General features: G+C 66.9%; 23 protein-coding genes. 9 read left to right on the top strand and 14 right to left on the bottom strand.

Going from position 1 to position 26,129, the window contains the following annotated elements; all coding sequences use genetic code 11:
* Positions 1 to 143 precede the first annotated feature (143 nt).
* Together rplM and rpsI are read left to right on the top strand one after the other, a co-directional pair.
* Positions 144 to 602 carry a 50S ribosomal protein L13 gene (gene rplM, locus D6860_RS02915; RefSeq protein WP_076624115.1) on the top strand — a complete coding sequence of 153 codons (459 nt, stop codon included), beginning with the start codon at positions 144 to 146 and terminating at the stop codon, positions 600 to 602.
* Between the two features lie 2 nt (positions 603 to 604).
* Entirely contained in the window at positions 605 to 1,093 is a 489-nt protein-coding gene (gene rpsI, locus D6860_RS02910; protein ID WP_017469774.1) for a 30S ribosomal protein S9, read from the top strand.
* A 174-nt stretch (positions 1,094 to 1,267) separates the two neighbouring features.
* Here rpsI and D6860_RS02905 read toward each other — a convergent pair whose 3' ends face one another.
* Positions 1,268 to 1,924 (bottom strand): invasion associated locus B family protein, encoded by a 657-nt coding sequence (locus D6860_RS02905; RefSeq protein WP_076624116.1) that lies wholly within the window; start codon positions 1,922 to 1,924, stop codon positions 1,268 to 1,270.
* Positions 1,925 to 2,328: 404 nt separating this feature from the next.
* Here D6860_RS02905 and D6860_RS02900 point away from each other — a divergent pair, with 404 nt between their 5' ends.
* The gene (locus D6860_RS02900) at positions 2,329 to 3,858 is read left to right on the top strand and encodes a helicase HerA-like domain-containing protein (protein ID WP_076624117.1); all 1,530 of its coding nucleotides are present in this window, start codon (positions 2,329 to 2,331) and stop codon (positions 3,856 to 3,858) included.
* A gap of 15 nt (positions 3,859 to 3,873) precedes the next feature.
* Here D6860_RS02900 and D6860_RS02895 read toward each other — a convergent pair whose 3' ends face one another.
* The 5 genes from D6860_RS02895 to D6860_RS02875 all read right to left on the bottom strand — a co-directional run bounded on the left by D6860_RS02895 (position 3,874) and on the right by D6860_RS02875 (position 10,110).
* Entirely contained in the window at positions 3,874 to 6,090 is a 2,217-nt protein-coding gene (locus D6860_RS02895; protein WP_076624118.1) for a hybrid sensor histidine kinase/response regulator, read from the bottom strand.
* Complete coding sequence (locus D6860_RS02890) at positions 6,090 to 7,283, bottom strand: FIST N-terminal domain-containing protein (protein ID WP_017467547.1); 1,194 nt, start codon at positions 7,281 to 7,283, stop codon at positions 6,090 to 6,092. Before D6860_RS02890 ends, D6860_RS02895 begins: the two co-directional genes overlap by 1 nt.
* 31 nt (positions 7,284 to 7,314) lie before the next feature.
* Positions 7,315 to 8,016 (bottom strand): response regulator, encoded by a 702-nt coding sequence (locus tag D6860_RS02885; protein ID WP_076624119.1) that lies wholly within the window; start codon positions 8,014 to 8,016, stop codon positions 7,315 to 7,317.
* Between the two features lie 88 nt (positions 8,017 to 8,104).
* A complete protein-coding gene (locus D6860_RS02880; RefSeq protein ID WP_076624120.1) occupies positions 8,105 to 8,221 on the bottom strand; it encodes an entericidin EcnA/B family protein in 117 nt (38 codons plus the stop codon).
* 68 nt (positions 8,222 to 8,289) lie between these two features.
* Entirely contained in the window at positions 8,290 to 10,110 is a 1,821-nt protein-coding gene (locus D6860_RS02875; protein ID WP_076624121.1) for an extracellular solute-binding protein, read from the bottom strand.
* A 385-nt stretch (positions 10,111 to 10,495) separates the two neighbouring features.
* On the opposite strand from D6860_RS02875, the gene D6860_RS02870 reads away from it, so the two are divergent.
* Genes D6860_RS02870 through D6860_RS02860 form a run of 3 tightly spaced genes read left to right on the top strand, consistent with a single transcriptional unit; the run spans position 10,496 to position 12,678 of the window.
* The gene (locus D6860_RS02870; protein ID WP_017469111.1) at positions 10,496 to 11,269 is read left to right on the top strand and encodes a 3-hydroxybutyrate dehydrogenase; all 774 of its coding nucleotides are present in this window, start codon (positions 10,496 to 10,498) and stop codon (positions 11,267 to 11,269) included.
* Entirely contained in the window at positions 11,266 to 11,595 is a 330-nt protein-coding gene (locus D6860_RS02865) for a pentapeptide repeat-containing protein (protein ID WP_083697834.1), read from the top strand. Before D6860_RS02870 ends, D6860_RS02865 begins: the two co-directional genes overlap by 4 nt.
* Positions 11,596 to 11,643: 48 nt before the next feature.
* The gene (locus D6860_RS02860; protein ID WP_076624122.1) at positions 11,644 to 12,678 is read left to right on the top strand and encodes a patatin-like phospholipase family protein; all 1,035 of its coding nucleotides are present in this window, start codon (positions 11,644 to 11,646) and stop codon (positions 12,676 to 12,678) included.
* Between the two features lie 124 nt (positions 12,679 to 12,802).
* Here the strand turns inward: D6860_RS02860 and acnA are convergent, their stop codons facing one another.
* Positions 12,803 to 15,574, bottom strand: a complete 2,772-nt coding sequence (gene acnA / locus D6860_RS02855; protein WP_076624123.1) for an aconitate hydratase AcnA — start codon at positions 15,572 to 15,574, stop codon at positions 12,803 to 12,805.
* A gap of 217 nt (positions 15,575 to 15,791) precedes the next feature.
* Here acnA and D6860_RS02850 point away from each other — a divergent pair, with 217 nt between their 5' ends.
* Complete coding sequence (locus D6860_RS02850) at positions 15,792 to 16,490, top strand: DUF1223 domain-containing protein (protein ID WP_017468891.1); 699 nt, start codon at positions 15,792 to 15,794, stop codon at positions 16,488 to 16,490.
* On the opposite strand, the gene D6860_RS02845 is transcribed toward D6860_RS02850, so the two are convergent.
* From D6860_RS02845 to purB, 4 genes are all read right to left on the bottom strand, one after another.
* Entirely contained in the window at positions 16,454 to 17,386 is a 933-nt protein-coding gene (locus D6860_RS02845) for a lysophospholipid acyltransferase family protein (RefSeq protein WP_076624124.1), read from the bottom strand. The genes D6860_RS02850 and D6860_RS02845 overlap by 37 nt on opposite strands.
* Before the next feature lie 79 nt (positions 17,387 to 17,465).
* Positions 17,466 to 18,518, bottom strand: a complete 1,053-nt coding sequence (locus D6860_RS02840) for a flagellar motor switch protein FliG (RefSeq protein WP_076624125.1) — start codon at positions 18,516 to 18,518, stop codon at positions 17,466 to 17,468.
* 146 nt (positions 18,519 to 18,664) lie between these two features.
* On the bottom strand, positions 18,665 to 18,820 hold the full coding sequence (locus D6860_RS02835) for a hypothetical protein (protein ID WP_017469174.1): 156 nt from the start codon (positions 18,818 to 18,820) through the stop codon (positions 18,665 to 18,667).
* 223 nt (positions 18,821 to 19,043) lie between these two features.
* Complete coding sequence (gene purB / locus D6860_RS02830) at positions 19,044 to 20,351, bottom strand: adenylosuccinate lyase (RefSeq protein ID WP_076624126.1); 1,308 nt, start codon at positions 20,349 to 20,351, stop codon at positions 19,044 to 19,046.
* Between the two features lie 323 nt (positions 20,352 to 20,674).
* Here purB and D6860_RS02825 point away from each other — a divergent pair, with 323 nt between their 5' ends.
* Complete coding sequence (locus D6860_RS02825) at positions 20,675 to 21,976, top strand: DUF3422 family protein (protein WP_076624127.1); 1,302 nt, start codon at positions 20,675 to 20,677, stop codon at positions 21,974 to 21,976.
* Positions 21,977 to 21,988: 12 nt separating this feature from the next.
* On the opposite strand, the gene D6860_RS02820 is transcribed toward D6860_RS02825, so the two are convergent.
* Complete coding sequence (locus D6860_RS02820) at positions 21,989 to 22,735, bottom strand: hypothetical protein (RefSeq protein WP_076624128.1); 747 nt, start codon at positions 22,733 to 22,735, stop codon at positions 21,989 to 21,991.
* 116 nt (positions 22,736 to 22,851) lie between these two features.
* Here D6860_RS02820 and D6860_RS02815 point away from each other — a divergent pair, with 116 nt between their 5' ends.
* A complete protein-coding gene (locus D6860_RS02815) occupies positions 22,852 to 23,727 on the top strand; it encodes a glycosyltransferase family 2 protein (protein WP_017467109.1) in 876 nt (291 codons plus the stop codon).
* Between the two features lie 13 nt (positions 23,728 to 23,740).
* On the opposite strand, the gene D6860_RS02810 is transcribed toward D6860_RS02815, so the two are convergent.
* Complete coding sequence (locus D6860_RS02810) at positions 23,741 to 24,283, bottom strand: hypothetical protein (protein WP_017467108.1); 543 nt, start codon at positions 24,281 to 24,283, stop codon at positions 23,741 to 23,743.
* Between the two features lie 428 nt (positions 24,284 to 24,711).
* On the bottom strand, positions 24,712 to 26,085 hold the full coding sequence (locus D6860_RS02805; protein WP_017467107.1) for a M20/M25/M40 family metallo-hydrolase: 1,374 nt from the start codon (positions 26,083 to 26,085) through the stop codon (positions 24,712 to 24,714).
* Positions 26,086 to 26,129: the final 44 nt, after the last annotated feature.

The following is a 26,129-nucleotide window of genomic DNA, read 5'->3' as shown; positions in this document are numbered from 1 at the left end:
ATACCATAATTTCAACCGACTGAAATTGCTTGATTAATGTGGGGTCGGCGCGCTTGACTGTGCGTTTTCTGCGCGTATAACCGCGCAATCGGAATTCGGGGTCACGCGTGGCCCCATCACGAACAAGCTCAAGGGCAACCACGATGAAAACCTTCTCTGCGACTCCGGCAGACATCGAGAAGAACTGGGTCGTGATCGACGCCGAAGGCGTCGTTCTCGGTCGGCTCGCCTCGATCGTCGCCATGCGTCTGCGTGGCAAGCACAAGGCCACCTTCACCCCCCACATGGACATGGGCGACCATGTCATCGTCATCAACGCCGACAAGGTGCAGCTGACCGGCAAGAAGCGCGACGAGCACTTCTACTGGCACACCGGTCACCCGGGCGGCATCAAGTCGCGCACCAAGGAGCAGATCCTCGAGGGTGCGCACCCCGAGCGGGTGGTCTTCCAGGCCGTCAAGCGCATGCTCCCGGGCAACCGCCTGGCGCGCAAGCAGCTCACCAACCTGCGCATCTATGCCGGCGCCGAGCATCCGCACGAGGCGCAGTCGCCCGCCGTGCTCGACGTCAAGACGCTGAACAAGAAGAACACCCGGGTGTAATCATGGCCGAACAGATCAATTCTCTGGAAGACCTCGGCACCGCGGCCGGCGTTGACGCCGCCCCCGAAGTCGAGGCAACCCCGCGCGAGCCCGTCCGTGACGAGCTGGGCCGCTCCTACGCCACCGGTCGCCGCAAGGATGCGACCGCCCGCGTGTGGATCAAGCCGGGCTCCGGCAAGGTCACCGTGAACGGCAAGGAGCTCAACACCTACTTCGCACGCCCGGTGCTGCAGATGATCCTGCGCCAGCCGTTCACCGTTGCAGGTGTCGAGGACCAGTTCGACGTCATGGCGACCGTCAAGGGCGGTGGCCTCTCCGGCCAGGCCGGCGCGGTCAAGCACGGCATCAGCCGCGCGCTGCAGCTCTACGATCCCTCGCTGCGTGGCGCCCTGAAGGCCGCAGGCTTCCTGACCCGCGACAGCCGCGTCGTCGAGCGTAAGAAGTTCGGCCGCCGCAAGGCACGCCGCAGCTTCCAGTTCTCGAAGCGCTGATCCTTCGGGATACCGACATTCGGAAAGGGCCGCCCATCGGGGCGGCCCTTTTTCGTTGGCGGGAGCCGTGGCTGTGGGAATCTGCATCGGCACACGCCCGCGACGGACGGCACGAAAAAAGGCCGCGGGAGCTTTCTCCCGCGGCCTTGATCTTCCGGTGCGTCCGGCCGCTGCTTACTGGTTCAGCCGCGAGGTTTCCTCGAAAGCGGCGGTGAAGCCCGACAGCGACATGTCCAGTTCGACCTTCTGGTCCGGCGCCAGGGCCGGCACGATGGTGATCTTCGCGGCGCTGCCGGCCTTGAAGCGCGATACGTCGTCGGCGGTGAAGCCGACGCGGGCGTAGCAACCGACCTGCGTGCAGAAGGAGAAGTCATAGCGCTTCGCCTGGCCACCGTCGACCGCGATGGTGAGCTTCTGGGTCAGCAGCGTCTCGAGCGGCACGACGAAGGTGCCGCCGGCCGCGACCTGGCCGCCGTTGGCAAGCCGGAAGACGCTGACCTCGGCGACGCTGCCGCCGTTCTCGTCCTTGAGAAGCTGGTACATCTGGCAGGGCTCTTCGGCCTCGACGCCCTCGGGCACCTTGAGACACTGGAGATCCCAGTCGCCGTGGGTCGCCTTGACGTAGGTCTCGTTCTGGCGGCTGCCCGGCTGCGCCGTGCCGTTGTCCGCCTCGCCCAGCGTGAGGTCGCCGCCGATGCTCGAACCGGCCGCCTGCGCGCTCTCGTCCGTGGTCTCAGCCGTGGTGTCGGCCGTGTCCTGGGCGAACGCCGGCGCTGCGGCGAGCGTCGCCATCAGCGGCAGGGCCCAAAGGGCGGAAAGCGATCTGGTCATGGAAACTCCCCTAAGATCTGATCAAGGTTCGCGGTCGGATTATCACGCCATGCAAGCGCTGTCAGGCCGAAAACCCTGACGTCGCCGTGATGGCGAAAACCGGCGATCAGGGGCCCGAAAATAGAAAAGGGGCCAGATGGCCCCTTTTCATTTTGCTCCCTGCCGGACCGGCCGACTTTGTCATTGGCCGAACGCTACGAAACTCTCATGCAGCGGTCAACAGGCTTTGTCGTGATGCCTCGTCGCGCCCGATGAAAAAGGCCGCACCCAGGAGGGCGCGGCCAGTCTGACAGGGAGGAAGTCTGCCCGAAGCAGGAGAGGACATGTTGCCCCGGGCAAAAAGGATACTGGCATCAAATGGTTAAGAATGTATGCTCGGCTGCGCGCGGTGTTGGAGACGATTGATGGAAAATGGCGTCTTTTTGGGCGGTGGTGGTGAGGCCTACGGGGAAAAGCAATATCTGCTGCTGAATTATGCAAACCGCCACGGTCTCGTGGCCGGTGCGACCGGCACCGGCAAGACGGTCACGCTGCAGATCCTTGCAGAGGGGTTCTCGGCGGCGGGCGTGCCGGTCTTCCTTGCCGACGTGAAGGGCGATCTCGCGGGGCTCGCGCGGCCCGGCTCGGAGACGGCGAAGCTGCACGATGCCTTCATGGGCCGCAACGCCAGCATCGGGTTCGAGGATTTCACCTATGATGCCTTCCCGGCGGTGTTCTGGGATGTCTTCGGCGCGCAGGGCCACCCGGTGCGCACGACCGTCGCCGAGATGGGGCCCCTGCTGCTCGCCCGGCTGTTGGAGCTGACCGAGGCGCAGGAGGGTGTTCTCAACGTGGCCTTCCGCCTGTCGGACGAGCAGGGGTTGCCGCTGCTCGATCTCAAGGATCTGCGCGCGCTGCTGGTCTGGGTCGGGGAGAACGCCCGCACCCTGAGCCTTGAATACGGCAACATCTCGACCGCCTCGGTCGGCGCGATCCAGCGGCGGCTGCTGGTGCTCGAGACCCAGGGCGGCGAGGCGTTCTTCGGCGAGCCGGCGTTGGAGCTTGCCGATCTCATGCGCACCGACGCGCAGGGCCGGGGGCAGGTCAACATCCTTGCCGCCGACCGGCTGATGACGGCGCCACGGCTCTACGCGACCTTCCTGCTCTGGCTTTTGTCGGAGCTCTTCGAGGAACTGCCCGAGGTCGGCGACCCCGATAAGCCGAAGCTGGTGTTCTTCTTCGATGAGGCCCATCTGCTCTTCGACGACGCGCCGAAGGCGCTGGTCGACAAGGTCGAGCAGGTGGCGCGGCTTATCCGGTCCAAGGGGGTGGGCGTGTATTTCATCACCCAGAACCCCGACGACGTGCCCGAGGACGTATTGGGGCAACTCGGCAACCGGATCCAGCACGCACTGCGGGCCTTCACCGCCCGCGACCGCAAGGCGCTGCGACAGGCGGCCGAGACCTACCGGTCGAACCCGGCCTTCGACACCGAAACCGCGATCCGCGAGGTCGGCACGGGCGAGGCGGTGACCTCGATGCTCGAGCGCAAGGGCGTGCCGGGCGTGGTGCAGCGAACGCTGATCCGGCCGCCGTCGTCGCAGCTGGGCCCGATCACCGGGGCGGAGCGCGCAGCGGTCATGGAAAGCTCGCCGCTTGCGGGGAAATACGATACCGCGCTCGACCGGCACTCGGCTTACGAGATCCTTCGGGCGCGGGCGGACAGCGCCGCGAAGGCGCCGGAGCAAGCCGAGCAGGAGGAGGCGCCTGCCCGCGAGTACAGCCGCGCGCGCCGTTACGAGCCGGCCGTCGGAAAGCCCCGCCGCGCGATACGCTACAGCGCGCCGCAAAGCGTCGGCGAGGCGCTGGGGCAGGCGGTTCTCAAGGAGCTGTCGGGCGCCACCGGAAAGCGGCTCGTGCGCGGCATTCTGGGCTCGCTCTTCAAGGCGCGCTGAGGGCCGGAGCCGCGCTCATTCGGCGGCCAGAAGTCCCCGCGCCACGGCGTCGAAGAAGCGGCCCAGCCGGTGCCGGTCGACCGGCTTGCTGAGCAGCTCGATGTCGAGCGCCGCGCAGGCCTCGGCCAGCGCTGGCGAGCGGTCCGCTGAGACGATCGCGCAGGGCAGGCGGCCCATCCGCTGGGTGATCTCTCCGAAGAGCTGCGTCCCCGTCAGGCCGGCGCCGAGCTGGTAGTCGAGCAGCAGCGCGTCCGGCGTGATCTCGAGATCCTGCAGCAGGTCGAGCGCGGTATCGGCGTTCTCGGCCTCGAGCACGCTCACGCCCCAGCTTTCCATCAGCACGGTCATCGCGCGGCGCAGTTGCGGGTCGTTCTCGACCAGCAGCACGATCAGCCCGGCCTGCGCGAGCCCGATGGGCCGCGCGGGCCCGTTCGACACCGGCCGCGCCGGCGCCGCGCCGCCCACCACCGGCAGGCTCACCATGAAACACGACCCGCGCGCCGGTTCGGACCAGAGCCCGAGCGGATGGCCGAGCCGCGCACAGGCGCGCTCGACGATCGCCAGCCCGAGCCCGAGCCCGTCGTTGGTAGAGGCGCGTGTGTCGAGCCGCCGGAATTCCTCGAAGATCGCCGACTGGTCCTCTTCGGCGATGCCGGGGCCGGTGTCCCAGACCTCGACCCGCGCGGTGGCACCCCGCCTGCGCACCCCGACCACGACACGCCCCGATGCGGTGTAGCGGATGGCGTTGGCGACGAGGTTCTGCACCACGCGGCGCAGGTAGGCCGGGTCGGTCTCGACCGTGAGCGCGCTGTCGATGATGCGCAGTTTCAGACCCTTGCGGGCGGCAAGCACCTCCATCTCGTCACGCAGGCGACCGAAGATCTCGCGCAGCGCCACGGGCCGGATGTCGAAACGCAGGCCATCGGATTCCAGCTTCGAGATGTCGAGAAGCGCGTCGATCAGCTGCTCGGCCGAGGTCAGCGCGGACTCGGTCTTGTCGAGCACCGCGCGGTCGTGCGGATCGGTGCTGCGGTCGGCGAGCGACGAGATGAACAGCTTCGCCGCCGACAGCGGTTGCAGCAGGTCGTGGCTTGCCGCCGCCACGAAGCGCGACTTCGAGGCGTTGGCGCGTTCGGCTGCCGACAGGGCATCCTCAAGCTCGAGCGTGCGCTCCATGACGCGCTGCTCGAGCATCTCGTTGACCTCGGCGAGCCGTCGGGCTGCCTCGCGCTCGGCGGTCACGTCGGTGCAGGAGAAAAGGAAGCCGCCGTCGGGCATCCCCCGTCCGAAGACCTGCAGCACCATGGCGGCGTCGCGCGTCAGCTCGAAGTTGATCGGCCCGCGCAGCCCGTCGCGTTCGGCCCAGTCGCGAAACCGTTCGCGCGCCGCCGTATCGCCGAAGCGGAAGGCCTGTTCCACCAGCTCAAGGAGCCCCGAAAACGAGGCCCCGAGATGCAGGCGCCGCGCGGGCAGGTTCAGCAGCGTGCCGATCTTCTCGTTCCAGGCGATGAGCCGGGTGTTCTCGTCGAAGATGCAGACGCCCTGATCGAGATGGTCGAGCGTTGCGCGGATCATCCGCGTCTGCTTGTCCTTGAGCTTCAGCCGTTCCTGCCGTTCGAGCCGGATGATGTCGGTCACGTCGGTCTGCAGCACCACGGTGCCACCGTTGGCGGTGCGGTGTTCCGAGACCTGAAGCCAGCGGTCCTGCCCGTGGCGGACGTTGAACATCACCCGGCGGTCATTGTGCTTGCGCATCCGGTCCTCGGCCCAGGCCTCGGGGGTGACGCTCTCGGGCAGGGACAGGTAGCGCGAGCGGCTGATCCGCTCGACGTACTCCGCGAAGGGCAGTCCGGGGCGCAGATCGCGGGCGGTGTCGCGGAAGTCGCGGCAGAAACGGGTGTTGCACATGACAAGCGTGCTGTCGCCGTCGAAGAGCGCGAAGCCCTCCGAGACGGTCTCGATCGCGTCGGCGAGGTTGCGGCGGGCGGCCTCGGTTTCCTCGTTGGCCTGCGCGAGCTGGGCGTTGGAATCGTGCAGCAGGTTGAGCGTCCGCTCGAGCTCGAGCGTGCGCTCGCGAACCCGTTTTTCAAGAAGCGCCGCGCGTTCGAACTGGGCGTAGGCCTCGCCCGAGTTGTGCGCGCCGTGCTCGACGTTGCGCATCAGTGCCTCGGCGATGCGCAACAGCTTCTCATTCTGCCGCTCGAGGCTGTCGGAGGGATTGACCAGTGACATCAGCTGCCGCCTTCGCCGGACTCGGCGCTCTCGGGTGGGTAGAAGGCGACGCCGGTGAGCGTCTGGTTGACGTGGAGCGCGCCGTATTGCTCGCCGTAGGTGTTGAAGCCGACGACGTTGTGCTTCGACAGGATGTCCGAGATCGCGCGGGTCTGCTGGAACTGGCCCGCCTCGATGCGGCGCAGGAGGCAGTCGCAACCGAGGATCTGCGTGGGCGCCGACTGCGTGGACATGCCCGCCAGCGCCTCGTCGAGATGCTGTGCCATATCGCGATGCTCGGCGAGCGTCAGCACCATGCCCTCGTTGATCGCCGAGAAGAACAGCAGGTTGCCCTGCTCGTCGACCTTCTGGATCGAGCGCACGTGGTGGCTGTCGCCGAGCCGCACGACGACCGGGTGGGCGGCGAAGGTGAAGGTGTCGAGCTGGTTGGGGTCCTTGCCCAGCAGCCGCGCGTATTCGGCGGCGGCGGGTTCAGCGTTGATCTCGTGCACGATACGGCGGTCTGGATCGGCGCGGGTCACGACCATGCGCACCTCGGTTGGCAGCAGGTGGTCGAGGCTGAATACCTTGACCGGGCAGCGGCTGCGTACCAGCGCAAGCAGGGCGGCGTTGTGCCGGATCCGCCCGTTGTGCGCGAGCCAGGTCGAGCCGAAGTCGGTGCCGTCGCCGGTGGAGCCGCCGAACAGTGGCATCGGCCCCATCGCCGAGGCCAGCACCGAGGCGACGTTCTCTTCCTGCAGCGACAACCCGTCGATCATCAGGAAGGCGAATTCCGACCCCTTGTCGGGGGCGTCGATGTTCAGCGTCATCCGGCGCTGGATGATCTGGTCGATCACCTTGCGGTCGTCGAGCGCATCCAGACCGTCGATGGCCATGGCGTCGACCGTGAACAGCTCCGAGGGAAAGGCCACGGCGATGATCTGGCCCTCTTCGTAGCCGTCCCGGCCGATCTCGCCGGCGGTGGTGCAGCCGAAGACATCCGCGCCGCCGAAGGCCTTGATCGCGGCGTGGTTCAGCGCTGCGAAATCGGCTTTCGGCGAGGCGAACAGGCAGACCAGCTCGAACGGCCCGGGGCCGAGCTGCTCCGAGATATCGCTGATCGGGTCCGGGGCGCCGCAGCAGACCTGCGCGACGCGCAGGGCACCGGCCCGTGTCGTCTCCTCCCCTGCGGAGCCTGTGCGTGCTCCGTCCAAAACATCGTCTCCCGTTCGATGGTCCGTCAGGTTAGGGGGCAGCGCCCTCGGTTGGCAAGACCCGTCCGAAGGAGGCCTCCTGCGCGATCAGCACCGCCTGCGTCCGGCTGTGCACGCCGAGTTTGCGCATGATGGCGGTCACATGCGCCTTGACCGTGGTTTCGGCGATCGAGAGGTCATAGGCGATCTGCTTGTTGAGCTTGCCCTCGCAGATCAGCGACAGGATGCGCGCCTGCTGGTTGGTCAGCGTGGCGAGCCGCGCCAGCGCGTCGTCTGGCCCGTCCTCGCCCGGGGCCTGCGGGTCGATGTAGCCGTCGGGCACGAAGGGTTCGCCCCGCGCCACCGCTTCGAGCGCCCGGCGGAACACCGAGCGCTGCGAATGCTTCGGCACGAAGCCGTCCGCCCCGGCCTTGAGCGCGCGCGAGATCATCCGGTTGTCGGCCATCGACGAGGCGATGAGAATCGCCGCACGCGGTGCCGCGTTGCGCAGCCGCACCAGCCCGTCGAGCCCGTTCACGTCGGGCAGGTTGAGGTCGAGGATCACGAGATCGGGCGGCGTGCCCTGCGCGGTGATGTCGAGCGCCTTCTCGAGCGTCCCGGCGGTGCGGATTTCCTCGAAATCCGCGATGGATTGCAGGGTGAGGGTCAACGCGTCACAGAACAGTGGGTGGTCATCGACCACCAGCGCCCGGTTCTGGCTGCCCTCCGACAGGAAATGCGCATGTTCGGTCATGGTCGCTGCTCTTTGCTCCTCCTCCTCGATGACCCAGCATAGACCGGCGCGGCGCCGGCGTAACGTGCCAAAAGGTCGGAGAGCGCGATCAGAACCAGCTTTCGACGGTCCGCGATGCGTTGGAAATGTCCCGGCCGACGCCGTCGATCGTGCCACATGCCGCGAGAAGCACCGCGAGCGCGGCGAGAAGGGTTGCCTGTTTCATGGTGTGTCTGCTCTCTGTTCTGGTCTTGTCGTCTTGTTATCGGTTTCCAGAGCGCCCGGTCTTCCGGGTCACTCCTCTTCCCACCACCACGCGTTCGGCATCCAGTCGATCCAGTCGCCGTAGACCGGCACCTGCTCGGGGTAGTGAAGCTCTTTCACGTGGGCGATGCGCGCCACGTTCCACTGGTAGATCGGGATCACGTAACGCCCCGTGGTCAGCACCCGGTCGAGCGCCCGGGACGCCGCGACGAAGTCCTCGCGGCTCTCGGCGTCGAGCAGCACGTCGATCATCGCGTCCGCCGCGGCGGACTTCATGCCCATCAGGTTGCGCGAGCCCGTCTGGTCGGCCGCCTCGCTGCCCCAGTAGAGCCGCTGCTCGTTGCCCGGAGACAGCGACAGCCCGCGCCGGAAGAAGGTCATGTCGTAGTCGAAGGTATTGACGCGCTCGTTGTATTGCGCCGAGTCGATCACCGTCACCTGCGGCGCGACGCCGAGGCGTTGCAGCGCCTGCACGAAGATGTCGATGATCGACTGCTCCTCGCCCGCGCTCTGGCTCAGCACGATCTCGAACCGCAGCGGCTGGCCGTCGGCGTTCTTCATGACACCGTCCTGCACGGACCACCCGGCCTCCTGCAGCAGTGCCATGGCCTTGCGCAGGTTGCCGCGGTTGCGGGCGCTGCCGTCGCCCTCGGGCAGGGCGTAACCCTCGAGCGCGCCCGGCAGCAGCTCGTCGGCGAAGGGCTCGAGCAGCTCGCGCACGCGGCCCTCGGCGGGACCGGCCTGCATGCCCAGCTCGGAGTTCGAGAAATACGAGGTGATGCGTGGCTGCTTCGAGCCGGTCATCGTCTCGTTGATGTATTCGAAGTTGAACGCGTGCATCATCGCCGCCCGGACCCGCCAGTCGGCGAACACGCCGCGCCGGGTGTTCATCACGAAGCCGGTCATGCCGGTGGGCCGGCCATGGGGGATCTCGGACTTGATGACGTCACCGGCCTCGACCGCCGGGAAATCGTATTGCGTGAGCCACTTCTCGGCGTTGTTCTCGCGGATGGCGTTGAGCGCTCCGGCCTTGAACGCCTCGAACTGCACGGTGCCGTCGCCGAAGAACTCCATCCGGATCTCGTCAAGGTTGGCCTGTCCCTTCATGAAGGGCAGGTCCTTGCCCCAGTAGTCCGGGTTGCGCTTCAGCGAGACATAGCGGCCGGCCTCGAAATCGTCGATGACATAGGGCGCGCTCGATATCGGGATCACGTCGAGCCCGCTCGAGCCGAAATCCCGGCCCTCCCACTGGGCCTTTTTCAGGATCGGGCGCATCCCGATGATCAGCGCCAGCTCGCGGTCGGCGACGTTGAAGGTGAAGCGGACCTTGCGCGGTCCGGTCTGCTCCATCTTCTCGATCTTCGTCCAGGCGCCGCGATAGCGCGGGTGCCCTTCGGTGCCGAGCGTCTCGTAGCTCCACATCACGTCCTCGACGGTGACGGGGCTGCCGTCCGAGAACCTCGCCTCGGGGCGCAGGGTGAATTCCACCCATTCGCGGTTCGGGCCGGTCTCGACCGCCTCCGCCAGCAGGCCGTAGAGGGTGAAGGGCTCGTCCCAGCTGCGGCCCATGAGCGACTCGTAGGCCAGAAAGCGCAGCTGCCACGGCACCGTGCCCTTGAGGATATGCGGGTTGAGGCTGTCGAAGCCGCCGGTCTCGCCCATCACCAGCCGGCCGCCCTCGGGCGCGTCGGGGTTGGTATAGGGAAGATGGTCGAAATCCGGGGGCAGGGCCGGCTCGCCATACATGGCGATGCCGTGCTGCGGCTCTGCCGAGGCGATTCCCGCCCCGAGAATCCCCAGTGCGAAAATCGCCGCACCCAGCGTGCGGCGGCGGAAATTATCAGCCATCATTTGCGAAACAACCCGAGTCTGCCCTTGTTTTCTTGGGGTCCGAGCCTACCGGTGGTTTCACGCCTTTTCAAACTTTTAGCTTGGACTCAGGCGAAGAAACGCGTATAAAGAGGGCACTGCTCGATAGGTTTCTTGCCTGTATGAAACCTGCCTCAATGACTGAACGCCGGCCTTGTGCCGGCGTTTTTTTTGTTCGAACGGTGCCATGAGGCAGGATCGGGGGCGGTGCTTGGCGACCGCCGACGGGGCCTTCTAGCGGGCAAGGCCCCGCTTTGCCAATCCCGAAACCGTGAGCCTTGCCGAAGGAACTGCGCGCGCCAGATCTCCCCTTATATTGCAGGTGCAGCATGCTATGTTGCGCGCACATAAGCGAGGAGATTTCATCATGTCACTCAAGGGCAAGACCGCCATCGTCACCGGGTCGAACTCGGGCATCGGTCTGGGCGTCGCGCGCGAACTGGCGCGGTCGGGAGCCACCGTGGTTCTCAATTCCTTCACCGACAACGACGAGGATCACAAGCTGGCCGAAGACCTCGGCCGCGAGTTCGGCGTCGAGGTCCGCTACATCCAGGCGGACATGTCCAAGGCCGGTGAGTGCCGCGCCCTGATCGAGAAGGCCGGAGCCTGCGACATCCTCGTGAACAACGCGGGCATCCAGCACGTCGCCGCGATCGACGAGTTCCCGGCCGAGAAATGGGACGCGATCATCGCGATCAACATGAACTCGGCGTTCCACTGCACCGCCGCCGCGCTGCCGATGATGCGCAAGGCCGGCTGGGGCCGGGTCATCAACATCGCCTCGGCGCACGGGCTGACCGCGTCGCCCTACAAGTCGGCCTATGTCACCGCCAAGCACGGGGTCGTCGGCATGACCAAGGTCGTCGCGCTCGAGACCGCCAAGGAGCCGATCACCTGCAACGCGATCTGCCCGGGCTACGTCAAGACGCCGCTGGTCGAGGCGCAGATCCCCGACACCGCGCGCGAATACGACATGACCGAGGAAGAGGCGGTCGAGCAGGTGATCCTCGCCCGCCAGCCCTCGAAGGACTTCGTGACGGTAGAGCAGATCGGCGGCACGGCGGTCTTCCTGTGTTCGGACGCGGCCGAGCAGATGACCGGCACCACGCTCAGCGTGGACGGTGGCTGGACCGCGCTTTGAGCGAGGCAAGCGGGGCGGGGCGCGACAAGCTCGAGATGGAGGACATGCAGCTCGATGGCTCGCGCTTCGCCCGTGCGAGCCTCAAGGGGCTCTCCGTGACCGACAGTGATCTGTCCGGGGCGCGGCTCGACGACGTGAACATGGCCGGGGCCGTGATCGAGAACGCGACCCTGGCGGGGGCGACCCTGCGCAACCTGTCGCTCGAAGGCGCGTCGATCAGCAACGCCGACCTTTCGGGGCTGTCGGTCACCGAGGCCAATCTCGAAGGCATGACGATCAATGGCATAGCGGTTACCGACCTGCTGGCCAGATGGGAGGCGGGCTGAGAGGCCCGCCTTTTCTCTGCCCCAGGCGGACCTAGACGGGAGCACGACATGACTCGACGGATCAACCTGGCCCTGCAGGGCGGCGGTGCGCATGGCGCCTTTACCTGGGGCGTTCTCGACCGGCTGCTCGAAGAAGACGACATCGAGATTGCCGGCATCTCCGGCACCTCGGCCGGGGCGCTGAACGGCGCCGCGCTCAAGGCCGGAATGGTGCGCGGCGGGCGCGATGGGGCCCGGGCCTCGCTCGAGTGGCTGTGGCGCGAGGTGGCCGGGCTGCGCGACATCTCGATCCCCGACTGGATGCGGGCCTGGCTGCCCGATCCGGGGATCGTCAGCCGCACGGTGCAGTACTCGCTGCCCTTCGCCACGGGCGAGGCGGTTGGCCGGATGCTGTCGCCTTACGCCTGGGGGCCGCTCTACCAGAACCCGCTCGAGCGGATCATCGAGCGCCTCGACTTCGGCGAGATCTGCGCGCAGGAGGGGCCCGAGTTCTTTGTCTGCGCCACCTCGGTGCGCGACGGCAAGGTGCGGGTGTTCGAGGGCGATCGGCTCTGCCCGCAGGCGATCCTCGCGTCGGCCTGCCTGCCGACCCTGTTCCAGTCGGTCGAGCTCGAGGATCCGGAAACCGGCGAGATCGAGGCCTTCTGGGATGGCGGCTACACCGGCAACCCGGCGCTGTTTCCACTGTTTCGGCATTCGCTGCCCGACGACCTGCTGATCGTCAACATCAATCCGATCGAGCGCCCGACGGTCCCGGTCACCCCGCCGGAAATCCAGAACAGGATCAACGAGATCAGCTTCAATTCCTCGCTTCTGCGCGAGCTGCGCGCCATCGAGTTCGTGCAGCGGCTGATCGAGGCCGGCTCGATCAAGGACGGCGCGATGAAGAAGCTGCGGGTGCACATGGTCTCGGACGACGCGCTGATGACCGAGCTGTCCGTGGCGACCAAGCTGGTTCCGCTGCCGTCGATCATCTCGCAGCTTCGGCAGGCCGGGCGCGCGGCGGCCGACGGATTCCTGGCCGAACATGGCGCGTCGCTCGGGGTGCGCCAGACCGCCGACCTGCGCGCGATGTTCACCTGAGCCTCGCCAGACACCGCACGAAACGCGAAGCGCCTGCCGGAGATGGTCCGGCAGGCGCTTTTTTTCAGGATCGTCCGTTGCCCGGGGAGGGCCGCCCGCGGGGGCGGCCGGCCCGTGCAGGCGATCAGGCCGCGGCGAGGTTGCGCAGCACGTAGTGCAGCACGCCGCCGTGCTCGACGTATTCGCGCTCGATCGCGGTGTCGATCCGGCACTTGAGCTCGATGTCCTTGGTGGAGCCGTCCTCGTAGGTGATGGTGCAGGGCGTCATCTGGCCCGGCTTCACGTCGTCGAGGCCGGTGATGCTCACGCTTTCCTTGCCGGTCAGCTTGAGCGTCTCGCGGGTGTCGTCACCGGTGAACTCGAAGGGGATCACGCCCATGCCGACGAGGTTCGAGCGGTGGATGCGCTCGAAGCTCTCGGCGATCACGGCCTTGACGCCCAGCAGCGCCGTGCCCTTCGCCGCCCAGTCACGCGAGGAACCCGCGCCGTAGAGCTCGCCACCGAAGACCACCAGCGGGGTGCCTTCTTCCTGGTAGGCCATGGCCGCGTCGTAGATCGAGGCCTGCTCGCCCTTCGGATCCAGCGTGTAGCCGCCCTCGACCCCGTCCAGCATCTCGTTCTTGATGCGGATGTTGGCGAAGGTGCCGCGCATCATGACCTCGTGGTTGCCGCGACGGCTGCCGTACGAGTTGAACTCGCGCACGGGAACCTGGTGCTCGCGCAGGTACTGGCCGGCGGGGGTGCTCTCCTTGAAGGAGCCCGCGGGCGAGATGTGGTCGGTGGTGATCATGTCGCCCAGCACCGCGAGAACGCGGGCGTTCTCGATGTTGGTGATGGTGCCCGGGTCCTTCGACATGCCCTGGAAGTAGGGCGGGTTCTGAACGTAGGTCGATGCCGCCGGCCAGCTGTAGGTCTCGGCGTCGGTGGTTTCGACCGCCTGCCACTTCTCGTCGCCCTTGAAGACGTCGGCGTACTTCTCCTGGAAGCTCTCGCGGGTGACGGTCTTCTCGACCAGTTCCGCGATTTCCTGCTGGGTCGGCCAGATGTCCTTGAGGTAGACGTCCTTGCCGTCCGCCGTCTGCGCGATCGGGTCGTTGGCGATGTCGATGTTCATGTCACCGGCCAGCGCGTAGGCGACGACGAGCGGCGGCGACGCGAGGTAGTTGGCACGAACGTCCGGCGAGATGCGGCCTTCGAAGTTGCGGTTGCCCGACAGCACCGAGGTTGCCACCAGATCGTTGTCGTTGATGCACTTGCTGATCTCGTCCGCGAGCGGGCCGGAGTTGCCGATGCAGGTGGTGCAGCCGTAGCCGACGAGGTTGAAGCCCACCGCGTCGAGGTCTTCCTGAAGGCCGGCGGCCTCGAGGTAGGCCGACACGACCTGCGAGCCGGGCGCCAGCGAGGTCTTGACCCAAGGCTTGCGGTTGAGACCCAGCTCGCGCGCCTTGCGGGCCACGAGACCGGCACCGATCATCACGTAGGGGTTCGACGTGTTGGTGCAGGAGGTGATCGACGCGATCACGACCGAGCCGTCGTGCAGCTGGTAGGTGTCGTCGCCGCTCTGCACGAAGCCACGCTTGTGGTGGCCCTGGTCACCGGGGATGTCGGTGGGCTCGGGGGCGCCGCCTTCACCTTCCCAGCGCACTTCGGCGTTGGCCGAGGCGTCCTGGCCGTCGCGGATGCCCTTGATGTACTCGCCGAACGCCGAGGCGGCCTTGTCGAGCGCGATGTAGTCCTGCGGACGCTTGGGGCCCGAGATCGCCGGAACGATGGTGCCCATGTCGAGCGACAGCGTGTCGGTGTAGACCGGGTCGTAGTTCTCGTCGCGCCAGAAGCCGTTTTCCTTGGCGTAGGCCTCGACCAGCGCGATGCGGTCCTTGTCGCGGCCGGTCATCTCGAGGTAGCGCAGCGTCTCGGCGTCGATCGGGAAGAAGCCGCAGGTCGCGCCGTATTCCGGCGCCATGTTGGCGATGGTCGCGCGGTCCGCCAGCGGCAGGTTGTCGAGGCCGTCGCCGTAGAATTCCACGAACTTGCCGACCACGCCCTTGGCGCGCAGCATCTCGACGACCTTGAGCACGAGGTCGGTGCCGGTGGTGCCCTCGACCATCTTGCCGGTCAGCTCGAAGCCCACGACCTCGGGGATCAGCATCGAGATCGGCTGGCCGAGCATCGCGGCCTCGGCCTCGATGCCGCCCACGCCCCAGCCGAGCACGGCCGCGCCGTTGACCATGGTGGTGTGGCTGTCGGTGCCGACGAGCGTATCGGGGTAGGCGACCTCGTCACCGTTCTGGTCGGTGTCGGTCCAGACCGTCTGCGCGAGGTACTCGAGGTTCACCTGGTGGCAGATGCCGGTGCCCGGCGGAACCACGCGGAAGTTGTTGAACGCGCCCTGACCCCACTTGAGGAACTCGTAGCGCTCGATGTTGCGCTCGTACTCGCGGTCAACGTTCATCTGGAAAGCGCGCGGGTTGCCGAATTCGTCGATCATCACCGAGTGGTCGATCACGAGGTCGACCGGGTTCAGCGGGTTGATCTTCTGTGCGTCGCCACCAAGCGCCTTGATGCCGTCGCGCATCGCCGCGAGGTCGACCACGGCGGGCACGCCGGTGAAGTCCTGCATCAGCACGCGGGCCGGGCGGTAGGCCAGTTCGCGGTCGCCCTTGCCGCCGTTCTTGGCCCAGTCCGAGAACGCCTTGATGTCGTCGACCGACACCGTCTTGCCGTCTTCGAAGCGCAGCATGTTTTCCAGCACGACCTTCAGTGCGGCGGGAAGCTTGCCGAATTCACCAAGGCCCGCGGCTTCGGCCGCCGGGATCGAGTAGTAGGCAAAGCTCTTGCCGTTCACCTCGAGCGTCTTGCGCGTTTTCGATGTGTCCTGACCAACAGTGATAGGCATTATCTGGCTCCCTTGCAGAGGCTGGAGAAAAGGGGTCTCTTGGCCGGTTTCTGCCCCAAGGGCCGCGTGCGTGCAAGAGGCAACGGTGCATTTTGTATACTATGGGATACTAAAAACCACCTTGCACCGGTCACCCGCTCTCGCAAAACCTTGATTGGTTATTTCACATGCGCTTCGCTACCCCATTGCACGGGGACAAACAGGGATAAGCTTGCACATGCGCCGACTCACCCACTGGTTCGCGGCGGTCTGCCTCACGATGGCGGGCACGACAGCCCAGGCCCAGGACAACCCGGTCGTTGTAGAACTCTTTACCTCGCAGGGATGTTCCTCCTGCCCGCCGGCCGACAGCGTGCTGGCCGAGCTCGGCACCCATGACGACGTTATCCCGCTGGCGCTGCATGTCGACTACTGGGACTACATCGGCTGGCCCGACAGCTTCGCCGATCCCGCCTTCACCAAGCGGCAGAAGGGCTATGCCCGCGCCTCGGGGCGGCGGTCGATCTACACGCCGCAGATGGTCATCGACGGGCGCTACGACGTGGTCGGCTCGCGCCCGATGAAGGTGGTCGACGCCATCCGCCATGCCGAGAAGAAGCCCGTGGTCGCGCATCTGTCGCTGTCGCGCGCCGACGACGAGCTGCACATCGAGGCGGAGCCGGTCGGACCGTTCTCGGAAGCCACCGTGCATCTCGTGCGCTACACGCCGCAGAAGCGGGTCGAGATCCTCGACGGCGAGAACGCGGGCCAGACCGTGACCTATTCCCATATCGCCCACGGCTGGGAGGTGCTCGGGGTCTGGAACGGCAAGGCGCCGCTCGAGATGCGGGTGCCGATCAGCGGCGACGATCCGGTCGTCGTGATGCTCCAGGAAGACGGTTACGGACCGATATTGGCGGCGGCGCGCTTGCGCTGACGCTTGGCCTGCCGCTTCGGCTTCCAGCGCCGGTGCAGCCAGAACCACTGGCCGGGATCCTCGGCGATCCGTGCTTCAAGCCGCCGCGTCGCCTCGCGCATCATCTCGACAGGGTCGCCATGCGGGATGGGTGCCTCGAACACCGCCTCGAAGCTCACCCCGTCGGGCTGACGCACCCCGAAGAACGGCACGAAAAGCGCGCCGGTCTTGACCGCGATCTCGGCGGTCGAGCTCAGCGTCGGGGCCGGTTGGCCGAGAAAGTCGATGGGCGTGCCGTCGCTGCTGTAGACGTCGAAGAGCAGCACGCCCATGCCGCCTTCGCGGATGTGGCGCAGAAGCCCCATGGTGCCGCGCCGCCCCTGTTCGAAGACCGGGTCCGACAAGCTGTGCATGTTGGCTGCGTAATGGGCGTTGAAGAACGGGTTGGCCATGGGGCGATAGAGCCCGCCGATCCGCCAGCCACGCGCCACCAGGGCCGCGCGCGGCGCCTCGAAGTTGCCGTAGTGGCCGGTCACGAAAAGCACTGGGCGGCCCTCGGCGCGGGCGCGTTCGATCTCGGGCAGTCCGGCACCGCTGACCTTGGCGTCCTTCATCCGGTCAAGCAGCCCCGCGACGTCGTAATTCTCGATCATGGTGCGCCCGGCGTTGTCGCAGGCGGCTTCGGCGATGCGGCGGCGCTCGGCCTCGGGCATGTCGGGCCAGACGTGGGCGAGGTTCTCCATCGCGCGTTGCCGGTAGCCCGCGAGCGGCCCCACCACGCGGCGCAGCAGCCAGCCCATCAGGCGCACCCGCGTCCGGTGCGGCAGCGCGAGCGCCGTCGCAATCAGCCCGCGTGCGACCCGGTCGGTCAGCCAGTCGGACCACCCGCCGCGCGTCTTCGCCTCTTTGCTGCCCAAGGAACACCCTCCGTTCTGCCGGGGCAGAGATAGCCCCGGGGGCAGGCCTGCACAAGGCGGGCGGGGTGTCTGGTCCGGTCTACTCGTCGTCGTCGTCAGGGCTCCTGAGCTCGATCTCGCCGGTCGAGACCAGTTCCCTGATCGCTGTCACCACGGCGTTCATCGCGGTCTCGCCCTTCTTGGTGCCGACGCTCAGCCCGGCGGCATCCTCGCGCAGAGACCCTGCCATCCGCTTCGACATGTTCTCGAGCAGGAATTCGGCTGCGGCGGTGTCGGCCTCGGTACTCGCCGCGGCGATGGCGGTGGTCAGCACGTCGGCGGGGACGTCGCGGGCGATCTTCGGCACGTCCAGCGCCTTGAGCCGGTCGGGGATGTTGGCGAAGGTGAAAATCGCCTTGCGCACCGCCTCGGCAAAGTCGCGGTCGGTTTCTTCGAGGCCTTCGAGCAGTTCGTCGCGCTTGGCGCTGGCGGCGTAGTTCAGGATCGCGCCGACACGCTGGTCGGGCTTCTTCTCGAAGGCCTTGGGCGGATCGGCGTCAAGCTGTGCTGCAAGCGCGAGGCCGATGCGGTCCACCGCTTCCGGGCTGACGCCGGCAGTCATGGATATGGCATAGCTGATGCGGCGGGCGCGATCCCCGGGCAGCCGCGCGAGAACCTTCGCGGCGTTTGCCGTGTCGATCTTCGACATAAGTACCGCGGCGACTTCGGTCGCCTCACCGAGCACGAGCTTTTCCAGCCGCTCTTCGTCGAGCTTGTTGATCCGCTCCCACGGGTCGCCGGTCTGGCGCACCCCGGCCTCCTTGCGCAGGCGTGCGGCGGTGCGGTGACTGATGCGGCCGTCGAGCGCACTGAGCGCGCCGGCCATGTCGCCGGGAAACGACAGCCCGACGGAGTCGAGCTCGTTGGCGAATTCCTCGACCACGCTGTTCAGCGTCTCGCGGTCGATGTAGCGCATCCGGCCAAGCTGCTGCGTCAGCTCGGCCTGCAGATCGTCGGGAAGCGACGACAGCGGCACGTCGGCGCCCTCGTTGATCAGGAACTGCACGATGATCGCGGCCTTGGCCCGCCGGGTCAGCGCGGGGCGCGCGGAGGAAGGGCCGGGCAGGGCGGCCACCGAGGTAAGGTTCGACATTTGAAAACGCTCCGTTCTCGCGTCCCGACAGCTACCGTGCCGAGGTTAACGAAGCCTCTCCGAAGGCTTGCGACGGCGTCGCGCGCACGAAAAAAGGCGACCGTTTCCGATCGCCTTTCGGGGTGTCGCTCCGGTCCTGCCGTGCGTCAGCCCGAGACGGTCTTGCAGGTGCCGGTCGCCGAGTCGTACACCGTGCCATCCGCGCAGGAGACCTTGGCCTCGCTGTGCCAGTCGCAGGCGGCGGAGGCCGTGAAAGGGGCCGCGACGAGGGCGGCGGCGGTCAGTAGCATCTTGATCGTCATCTTGCGTCCTCTTGCTGGAATGACTTCACGGTAGCACAGGTTTACGTCACGGCAAAAAGACTTCGACCGCCGCGCCGGCGAGGGCGGCGTTCAGGCCCGGAATTCGAGCATTTGAGCAAGCGTCACGCAGGGGGTGTCTGTGGATTTGCGGGCGGAGGCCGGCCGCGCTCTCGGTGAAAAGAGATCCGGGCGCCTGCAGGACGCAGGCGCCCGGCGATGTTTCTCAGTCCTCGCCGAAGACGCGCTTGAAGATCGTGTCGACGTGCTTGGTGTGGTAGCCCATGTCGAACTTCTCGTTGATGCCGTCGACGCCGAGCGCTGCCACGACCTCTTCGTCGGCAAGCAGCAGCTCGCGGAAGTCGAGGCGTTCTTCCCACACCTTCAGCGCGTTGCGCTGGACCATGGCATAGGCGTTCTCGCGGCTCACGCCGGCCTGCGTCAGCGCCAGAAGCACCCGCTGCGACATCACGAGGCCGGGGAACTTGTTCATGTTCTCCAGCATGTTCTCGGGGTAGATGATCATCTTGTCGACCACGCCGGCAAGCCGGTTCAGCGCGAAGTCGAGCGTGACCGTCGCATCGGGACCGATGCCGCGCTCGACGGAGCTGTGCGAGATGTCGCGCTCATGCCAGAGGGCGACGTTCTCCATCGCCGGCACGACGGTCATCCGCACGAGGCGCGCGAGGCCGGTGAGGTTCTCGGTCAGCACCGGGTTCTTCTTGTGCGGCATTGCCGAGGAGCCCTTCTGGCCCATCGAGAAGAATTCCGCGCCTTCGAGCACCTCGGTGCGCTGCATGTGGCGGATCTCGATGGCGACGTTCTCGATGCTCGAGGCAATGACGCCGAGGGTCGCGAAGAACATCGCGTGACGGTCGCGCGGGATGACCTGGGTGCTGATCGGCTCGGGGCGCAGGCCCAGCTTCTCGCAGACGTGCTCCTCGACGGCCGGGTCGATGTTGGCGAAGGTGCCGACCGCGCCCGAGATCGCGCCGGTGGCGACTTCCCACTTGGCCTTTTCGAGGCGGTTCTTGTTGCGGTCCATCTCGGCGTAGAAACGCGCGAAGGTGAGGCCCATGGTGGTGGGCTCGGCATGGATGCCGTGGCTGCGGCCGACGCGGACGGTGTCCTTGTGCTCGTAGGCGCGCTTCTTCAGCGCGGCGAGCAGCTTGTCCATGTCGGCCAGCAGGATGTCGGCGGCGCGCACCAGCTGGATGTTGAGGCAGGTGTCGAGCACGTCCGAGGAGGTCATGCCCTGGTGCACGAAGCGCGCCTCGTCCGAGCCGACATGCTCGGCCAGATGGGTGAGGAAGGCGATGACGTCATGCTTGGTGACGGCCTCGATCTCGTCGATGCGGGCGACGTCGAACTCGACATCCTTGGCCTTCCACACGGCATCCGCGTTTTCCTGCGGGATGACGCCCAGCTTCGCCTGCGCGTCGCAGGCATGGGCCTCGATCTCGTACCAGATGCGGAACTTGGTGGCGGGCTCCCAGATCGCGGTCATCTCTGGGCGGGCATAACGGGGGATCATCGGCTGTCCTCGGGTTGGGTGGGCGTCGCGCGCGTCATAGGGCCTGTGGCGCAAGGCGGCAAGGGTGGCGGGGGCTCTGCCCCCGTCCGCGCAGGGCGCGCGGACTCCCCCGAGGGTATTTGGGTAACCGGAGAAGAACAGGACGTTGCACAGGGCAGGACCGCCGGGGGGGCGTGGGGCTGCGAGGCGGTGACGGTGTCCGGCAGGCGGACGGTATACCTTTGCATTCCGGTAACATTCTGAGATTTATCGGAAATCTCTTTGTCTTCGCGGCCGGGAGCGGTAGGTTGCGAGGAATTACGCTGTTTCCAGGGGCCCGCTGCATGTCGCCGATCCAGGATCATCCACTGCGCTACCAGCTTGCCAACGAGTTGCACGCGCGACCCTTTCCGGCGCTGCAGGCGCCTTGTCGGGCGGTCTATCTTGCCATCAAGAAGGCGCAGGATGCCGCCTCGCGCGATCGTTCGGGTGACCTGCAGCACCTGCTCGCGCTGCTCGATCGCTACGGCACGGCGCATCCGCAGCCCGGCGCCACGCATTTCTCGGCCGCGATCGGCCAGCACATGCTCAAGTGGGAGCAGCACACCGAGTTCGTCACCTACACGGTGTTTCTCGACGGGTTGGGAGAGCGGCCCTACGATCCGGCGGATTTCGACGTGTTTCCCGAGGATTGGCTGGCGGACGCCCCCGGGGTCCGGGTGACCTCGGCGATGATCCGGGTCTGCGAGCGCCCCGCCGAGGACGCCGAGGTGAACCGGCTGGTGAACAGCTGGCTGGTGGCCGACAGCATGGCGGTGAGCCGGGTGCTCGACGACGCGATGGTGGTGGCCGGGGACTTCCGCATCGACCAGGGCGGGCACCTGCGGTTCGCGGCCTTTCCCGGCGCCGAGGTGGGCGAGCGGCGCGTCGGCCGGGTCGTTCAGCGGCTGTGCGAGATCGAGACCTACAAGGCGTTGTCGATGCTGGGCTTCACCCGGGCGCGGGCCATCGCGCCGCGGATGACCGAGATCGACGAGGAATTGACCCGGCTGATGACCGCGATGACCCATGGAGACGCGCCGGAGGAGGACACCCTTCAGTCGCTCTTGCGTGTCTCGTCCGAGCTCGAGACACTGTCGGCGCAGACGGCGTTCCGGCTGTCGGCGACCGGAGCCTACGAGGCGCTGGTCACGCAGCGCATCGCGGTGCTGCGCGAGGAACGCTTCCAGGGCCGGCAGACGTTTCGCGAGTTCATGGCGCGGCGCTTCGATCCGGCAATGCGTACGGTCAAGAGCACCGAGCGGCGGCTCGAGTCGATGTCGGCGCGGGCGATGCGCGCGGGCGAGCTCTTGCGCACTCGGGTCGAGGTGAAGCGCTCGGCGCAGAACCAGGACCTGCTGGAGAGCATGGACCATCGCGCCGACCTGCAGTTGCGGCTGCAGCACACGGTCGAGGGGCTGTCGGTCGTGGCGATCAGCTACTACGCGGTGTCGCTGGTGGGCTACCTGCTTTACCCGGTGGCCGGGGCGGTAGGGATCAGCAAGGGCATGCTGACGGCGCTCGCGGTGCTGCCGGTGGTGCTGGCGGTCTGGCTCGGGATCCGGCGCATCCGCCGGTCGGTCGAGAAGGGTGGTGCCGACCATTGAGCAAGCTGGGGCTCAGTAGCGGTAGCCGAGGGCGCCTTCGCGCGTCGGGTCGACTTCCTGCCGCAGGAAGGCGAGGTCGGCGTCGGAGAGGTGCCGCGGCGTTTCGGGGCGGGGCTCGACCGCGGGCAGGAACCGGGCGCCGAGCTGCTTGACCACCGGGCGGTACCCCTGCGGCGGCGGGGGCAGCGACAGCCGGTCCTCGAACTCCGCGAGAAACGCTTGCGGGTCGGCCTGTACCGCTTCGAGCCGGCAGAGGATCACCGAACAGTTCCGGTTGAGAAACCCCAGAATCCCCTCGAGCTTCGTGCGGCGCAGCGCGAAGAGGTTGGGGTAGGTCAGGCCGGTCACGGGGTGCCGGTCGAGCTGCAGCGCCTCTCCCGCCCCGCCGAGCGCCTGCACCTGCGGGAAGTAGCGCGGTCGGTCGGCCACCGTCACCCAGTCGGCGCGGATGAACTCGGAGAACGGCAGGCGCTGCATCTCGGGCGGGCAATGCCACGGTTTGCGGTGCATGGAGCGGGCCCAGTCGCCGGCATGCCGCAGGACGCAGACGATCGCCATGTCGGGCGGGATCGCGGTCATGTGGGGCAGGCCGTGCTTCCATCCGAGATCCTCGGTGGGGCTGAGCGTCGTGTTGCGCCCGATCAGCCGCTTGACGAAATTGGTGCCCGAGCAGCGTTCGCCGAAGACCTGGTAGCGCGTGACCGGATGACCCGTCAGGGCGAACTGCCAGCCCGTTTCGGGGAAATCCTCTGCGATCATGCGGGCCTCGACGTGGTCTGGCGGTCACGATAGGCGTGCGCCGCACGATTGGCGATTCTCTTTTGCGGGGCGGGTGGATAGGCTTGCCGCGAGCAGTGCGAAGGAGGGCAGGGCGGATGCAGTCGGTGGCCGCGGCGGTAACGATGGTGCGCGACGACGCCTTCTTCCTCGAAGCGTGGGTGCGCTACTACGGCGGCCTGTTCGGACGCGAAAACTGCTACGTGGTCAATCACGGGCGTGGCGCCGAGGTGGCGCGCATCGCCGAGGGTTGCAACATCATCGGCCTTCCAGGCGATCCGCATCCGAATTTCGACATGAAGCGCTGGCGGCTGTTGAACGGACTGGTGGCTGGGCTGCGCAGCTACTACCGGCAGGTGATCGTGGGCGACGTGGACGAGCTGGTGGTGCTGGACCCGGCCGAGGGGCGCTCGTTGCTCGACTGGCTTGCCGACCAGCCGCTTCGACGGGTGCTCACGCCGGTCGGGCTTGAGGTGATCCACCGGGTCGACCTCGAAGCGGAGCCCATCGGGGCGCAGATCCTCGGGCCGCGACGGCACGTGAGGCTCGCGCCGCATTACTCGAAGCCCTGCGTGATTTCGCTGGGCACGAAGATCTCTCGAGGCGGGCATTTCACGCAGGCCTCGAAGCTCTTCGCGCCGGATCCGCTTTACCTGTTCCATCTGAAATTCTGCGACTTCGGCCAGTATGTCGAGGCGATGAACCGGCGCAACGCCGTGACCGAGGCCGTGGGCGTGGGGGTGAAGGACGCTGCGATCGGTCGCCATTGGTTCGCCGAGGCCCGAGGCGAAGACAGGGCCGTCTTCGAGGCCTTCGCATCGCTTGAGATGCAGGAGGGGTTCGACCTCGGCTGGGTGCGCCGGCGCATGAAGCGAAGCTGGAAGCCGCGCGGGGATACGGGTTACTGGCAGTTCGACCGGCCCAATATCGACACGCAGTATCATTTGCCGGAGCGCTTCGTCGGGCAGTTCTGAGGCGCAGTCGCGATCAGTAGCTCCCGGGTGTGGTCGCGAGCGACGCCGTTGTCAGCTCTGCGGGCAGAACGGTCGAGACGCTTTCCGAGGCACTCAAGATCATGGCCTGGGCGTTGCCGTCGAGCAGCCCGAACGCGGTCTCGTAGACGCTGGCCGGCGTGTAGAACAGCGCGGCGGCGGCGATTGCGCCGACGAGCAGCCGGCCAGACGGGGTGCCGCGCCGTGCCCTGCGCCGCGCGATCAGGAAGCGCACGAGATGCAGCGCAAGCATGACCGCCGAGACCGCCAGAAGCGCGGCCAGCCCGTAGATCACGTAGTCGTGGTAGCGCTCGGGCAGGTCCCCCTGGCGGAGGCTTATCTCGATATGGTCGCGTTTCCGGGCGACCGAGAACATGAAGTAGGCCCAGATGAAGCCAGCCATCATCATCAGGTAGGGGTGTTGGACCTGTGCGGTGCCATGATTGTTCGCCGGGGTCGCGCCGTTTTGCGCAGACAGACGATGCAGACGCGCGGTGAAGTCATCATGCGTCATCTTGCGGAACGCATATTTTCTCATGGGTCGTGCCCCCGGGCCGTGTATTCATACTCTCGTCACGGTTCCGGCGGCCCCGGGCGCGGCCCTGCGCATGTGGGGATGATCCGTTACCGACCTTTTAAGGGGTAGGGGCAAAAAGTGGCGAATTCGTGCGCAGTTTGCGTCGGGGGCGGTGTTTCACTGTGGCGGATCGCGTGGATTTTCCTGCATTTCGTGGGGTGTTGAACAGCGAAACGCCGCCTCTTTTCCGGGAGGCGGCGTCTGCTGGTCTGTCATTCTCTGCGTCCGAGGCCGGACCCGGCTCAGGCGCTCATCGCGGCGAGGATACGGGCCCAGCTGCGGGTGCCCTTGTGGAGTGAGGCGCGCCCGGAAACCGCTCTGGGGGAGCGGTTTCAGCGCCGAACGGGCGGAGCCCGCGTGAGCTTCCACGGCGGACGGTCAGACCCGGCTCAGGCGCTCATCGCGGCGAGGATGCGGGCCCAGCTGCGGGTGCCCTTGTGGAAGCTCTCGAGGTCATACTTCTCGTTGGGCGAGTGGATCTGGTCGTCGTCCTTGCCCCAGCCCACGAGCATCGCGTCCATGCCGAGGATCTTCTTGAAGTAGCCCGCGATCGGGATCGAGCCGCCGCAGCCGGCATAGGCCGCCGGGTCGGGCCATTCGTCCGACAGCGCCTTGCGCGCGGCCTCGAAGGCGGGATGGGTGGTCTCCATCTGCGAGGCGGGCGAGCAGCTGTGGTCGGTCCAGGTCACCTTGCAGTCCGCCGGCACCTGCGCCTCGAGCCACGCGCGGAAGTTCTTGCGGATCGCCTCGGGGTCCTGCGTGCCAACCAGCCGGAAGCTGATCTTGGCGTGGGCCTCGCTGGGCAGCACGGTCTTGAAGCCCTCGCCGGTGTAGCCCGACCAGATGCCGTTGATCTCGGCGGTGGGGCGCGCCCAGATCATCTCGAGCGGGGTCACGTCCTTTTCGCCCGCCGGGATCGACAGTCCGACGTCGCCGAGGAACGCCTTGTCGTCGAAGCCGAGGCCCTCCCACTGAGCCTTGATCTCGGGGGTGAGCTCCGGCACGCCCTCGTAGAGTTCGGGCACCTGGATGCGGCCGTCGTCGTCGAAGAGCTTGCCGAGGATGCGCGTCAGCACCCGCGCCGGGTTCATCGCGATACCGCCATACATGCCCGAATGCAGGTCCTTGCTCGGGCCGGTGATGGTGACTTCCTCGCCCAGCAGACCGCGCAGCATGGTCATGATCGCCGGTGTCTTCGACTGGAAGAGGCCGGTGTCGCAGATCAGCGCCAGCTCCGAGGTCAGCTCCTCGGCGTTCTCCTTCATGAACGGCACGAGCGACGGCGAGCCGCTCTCTTCCTCGCCCTCGAGGAAGAAGGTGATCTTGCAGGGCAGCGATCCGTGCTCGGCCTTCCAAGCCCGGCAGGCCTCGATGAAGGTCATCAGCTGGCCCTTGTCGTCGGCCGCGCCGCGGCCGCGGATCACCTTGCCCTTGGGGGTCTCCTCGATCGCCGGGTCGAAGGGTTCGCGGTCCCAGAGGTTCAGCGGGTCCACCGGCTGCACGTCGTAGTGGCCGTAGAACAGGATGTGCGGGCCGGGGCCGTCGACGTGGCCCACCACCATCGGGTGGCCGGGGGTGGGGCGCTTCTCGGCGTCGACGCCGATGGATTTCAGATCCTCGACCAGCCAGTCCGCCGCGCGCTCGCACTCTGCCTTGTAGGCCGGGTCGGTCGAGATCGAGGGGATGCGCAGCAGCTCGATCAGACGGTCGGTGGCGGCGGGAAGGTCGGTGTCGATGCGGGAAAGGACGGCGTCGAGTGACATCGCGGGCTCCTGAATGCGGTCAATTTGGCGCGAGCCTAGCACCG

The sequence above is a fragment of the Salipiger sp. D13 genome, from assembly GCF_003703915.1.
GTDB classification, from domain to species: domain Bacteria; phylum Pseudomonadota; class Alphaproteobacteria; order Rhodobacterales; family Rhodobacteraceae; genus Salipiger; species Salipiger profundus.
This window is presented reverse-complemented; position numbering and strand designations above follow the sequence as displayed.

Coding starts and splice junctions, on each gene's coding strand:
- rplM (WP_076624115.1), top strand. CDS start 144: ATGAAAACCTTCTCTGCGACTCCGGCAGACATCGAGAAGAACTGGGTC.
- rpsI (WP_017469774.1), top strand. CDS start 605: ATGGCCGAACAGATCAATTCTCTGGAAGACCTCGGCACCGCGGCCGGC.
- D6860_RS02905 (WP_076624116.1), bottom strand. CDS start 1,924: ATGACCAGATCGCTTTCCGCCCTTTGGGCCCTGCCGCTGATGGCGACG.
- D6860_RS02900 (WP_076624117.1), top strand. CDS start 2,329: ATGGAAAATGGCGTCTTTTTGGGCGGTGGTGGTGAGGCCTACGGGGAA.
- D6860_RS02895 (WP_076624118.1), bottom strand. CDS start 6,090: ATGTCACTGGTCAATCCCTCCGACAGCCTCGAGCGGCAGAATGAGAAG.
- D6860_RS02885 (WP_076624119.1), bottom strand. CDS start 8,016: ATGACCGAACATGCGCATTTCCTGTCGGAGGGCAGCCAGAACCGGGCG.
- D6860_RS02880 (WP_076624120.1), bottom strand. CDS start 8,221: ATGAAACAGGCAACCCTTCTCGCCGCGCTCGCGGTGCTTCTCGCGGCA.
- D6860_RS02875 (WP_076624121.1), bottom strand. CDS start 10,110: ATGATGGCTGATAATTTCCGCCGCCGCACGCTGGGTGCGGCGATTTTC.
- D6860_RS02870 (WP_017469111.1), top strand. CDS start 10,496: ATGTCACTCAAGGGCAAGACCGCCATCGTCACCGGGTCGAACTCGGGC.
- D6860_RS02860 (WP_076624122.1), top strand. CDS start 11,644: ATGACTCGACGGATCAACCTGGCCCTGCAGGGCGGCGGTGCGCATGGC.
- acnA (WP_076624123.1), bottom strand. CDS start 15,574: ATGCCTATCACTGTTGGTCAGGACACATCGAAAACGCGCAAGACGCTC.
- D6860_RS02850 (WP_017468891.1), top strand. CDS start 15,792: ATGCGCCGACTCACCCACTGGTTCGCGGCGGTCTGCCTCACGATGGCG.
- D6860_RS02840 (WP_076624125.1), bottom strand. CDS start 18,518: ATGTCGAACCTTACCTCGGTGGCCGCCCTGCCCGGCCCTTCCTCCGCG.
- D6860_RS02835 (WP_017469174.1), bottom strand. CDS start 18,820: ATGACGATCAAGATGCTACTGACCGCCGCCGCCCTCGTCGCGGCCCCT.
- purB (WP_076624126.1), bottom strand. CDS start 20,351: ATGATCCCCCGTTATGCCCGCCCAGAGATGACCGCGATCTGGGAGCCC.
- D6860_RS02825 (WP_076624127.1), top strand. CDS start 20,675: ATGTCGCCGATCCAGGATCATCCACTGCGCTACCAGCTTGCCAACGAG.
- D6860_RS02820 (WP_076624128.1), bottom strand. CDS start 22,735: ATGATCGCAGAGGATTTCCCCGAAACGGGCTGGCAGTTCGCCCTGACG.
- D6860_RS02815 (WP_017467109.1), top strand. CDS start 22,852: ATGCAGTCGGTGGCCGCGGCGGTAACGATGGTGCGCGACGACGCCTTC.
- D6860_RS02810 (WP_017467108.1), bottom strand. CDS start 24,283: ATGAGAAAATATGCGTTCCGCAAGATGACGCATGATGACTTCACCGCG.
- D6860_RS02805 (WP_017467107.1), bottom strand. CDS start 26,085: ATGTCACTCGACGCCGTCCTTTCCCGCATCGACACCGACCTTCCCGCC.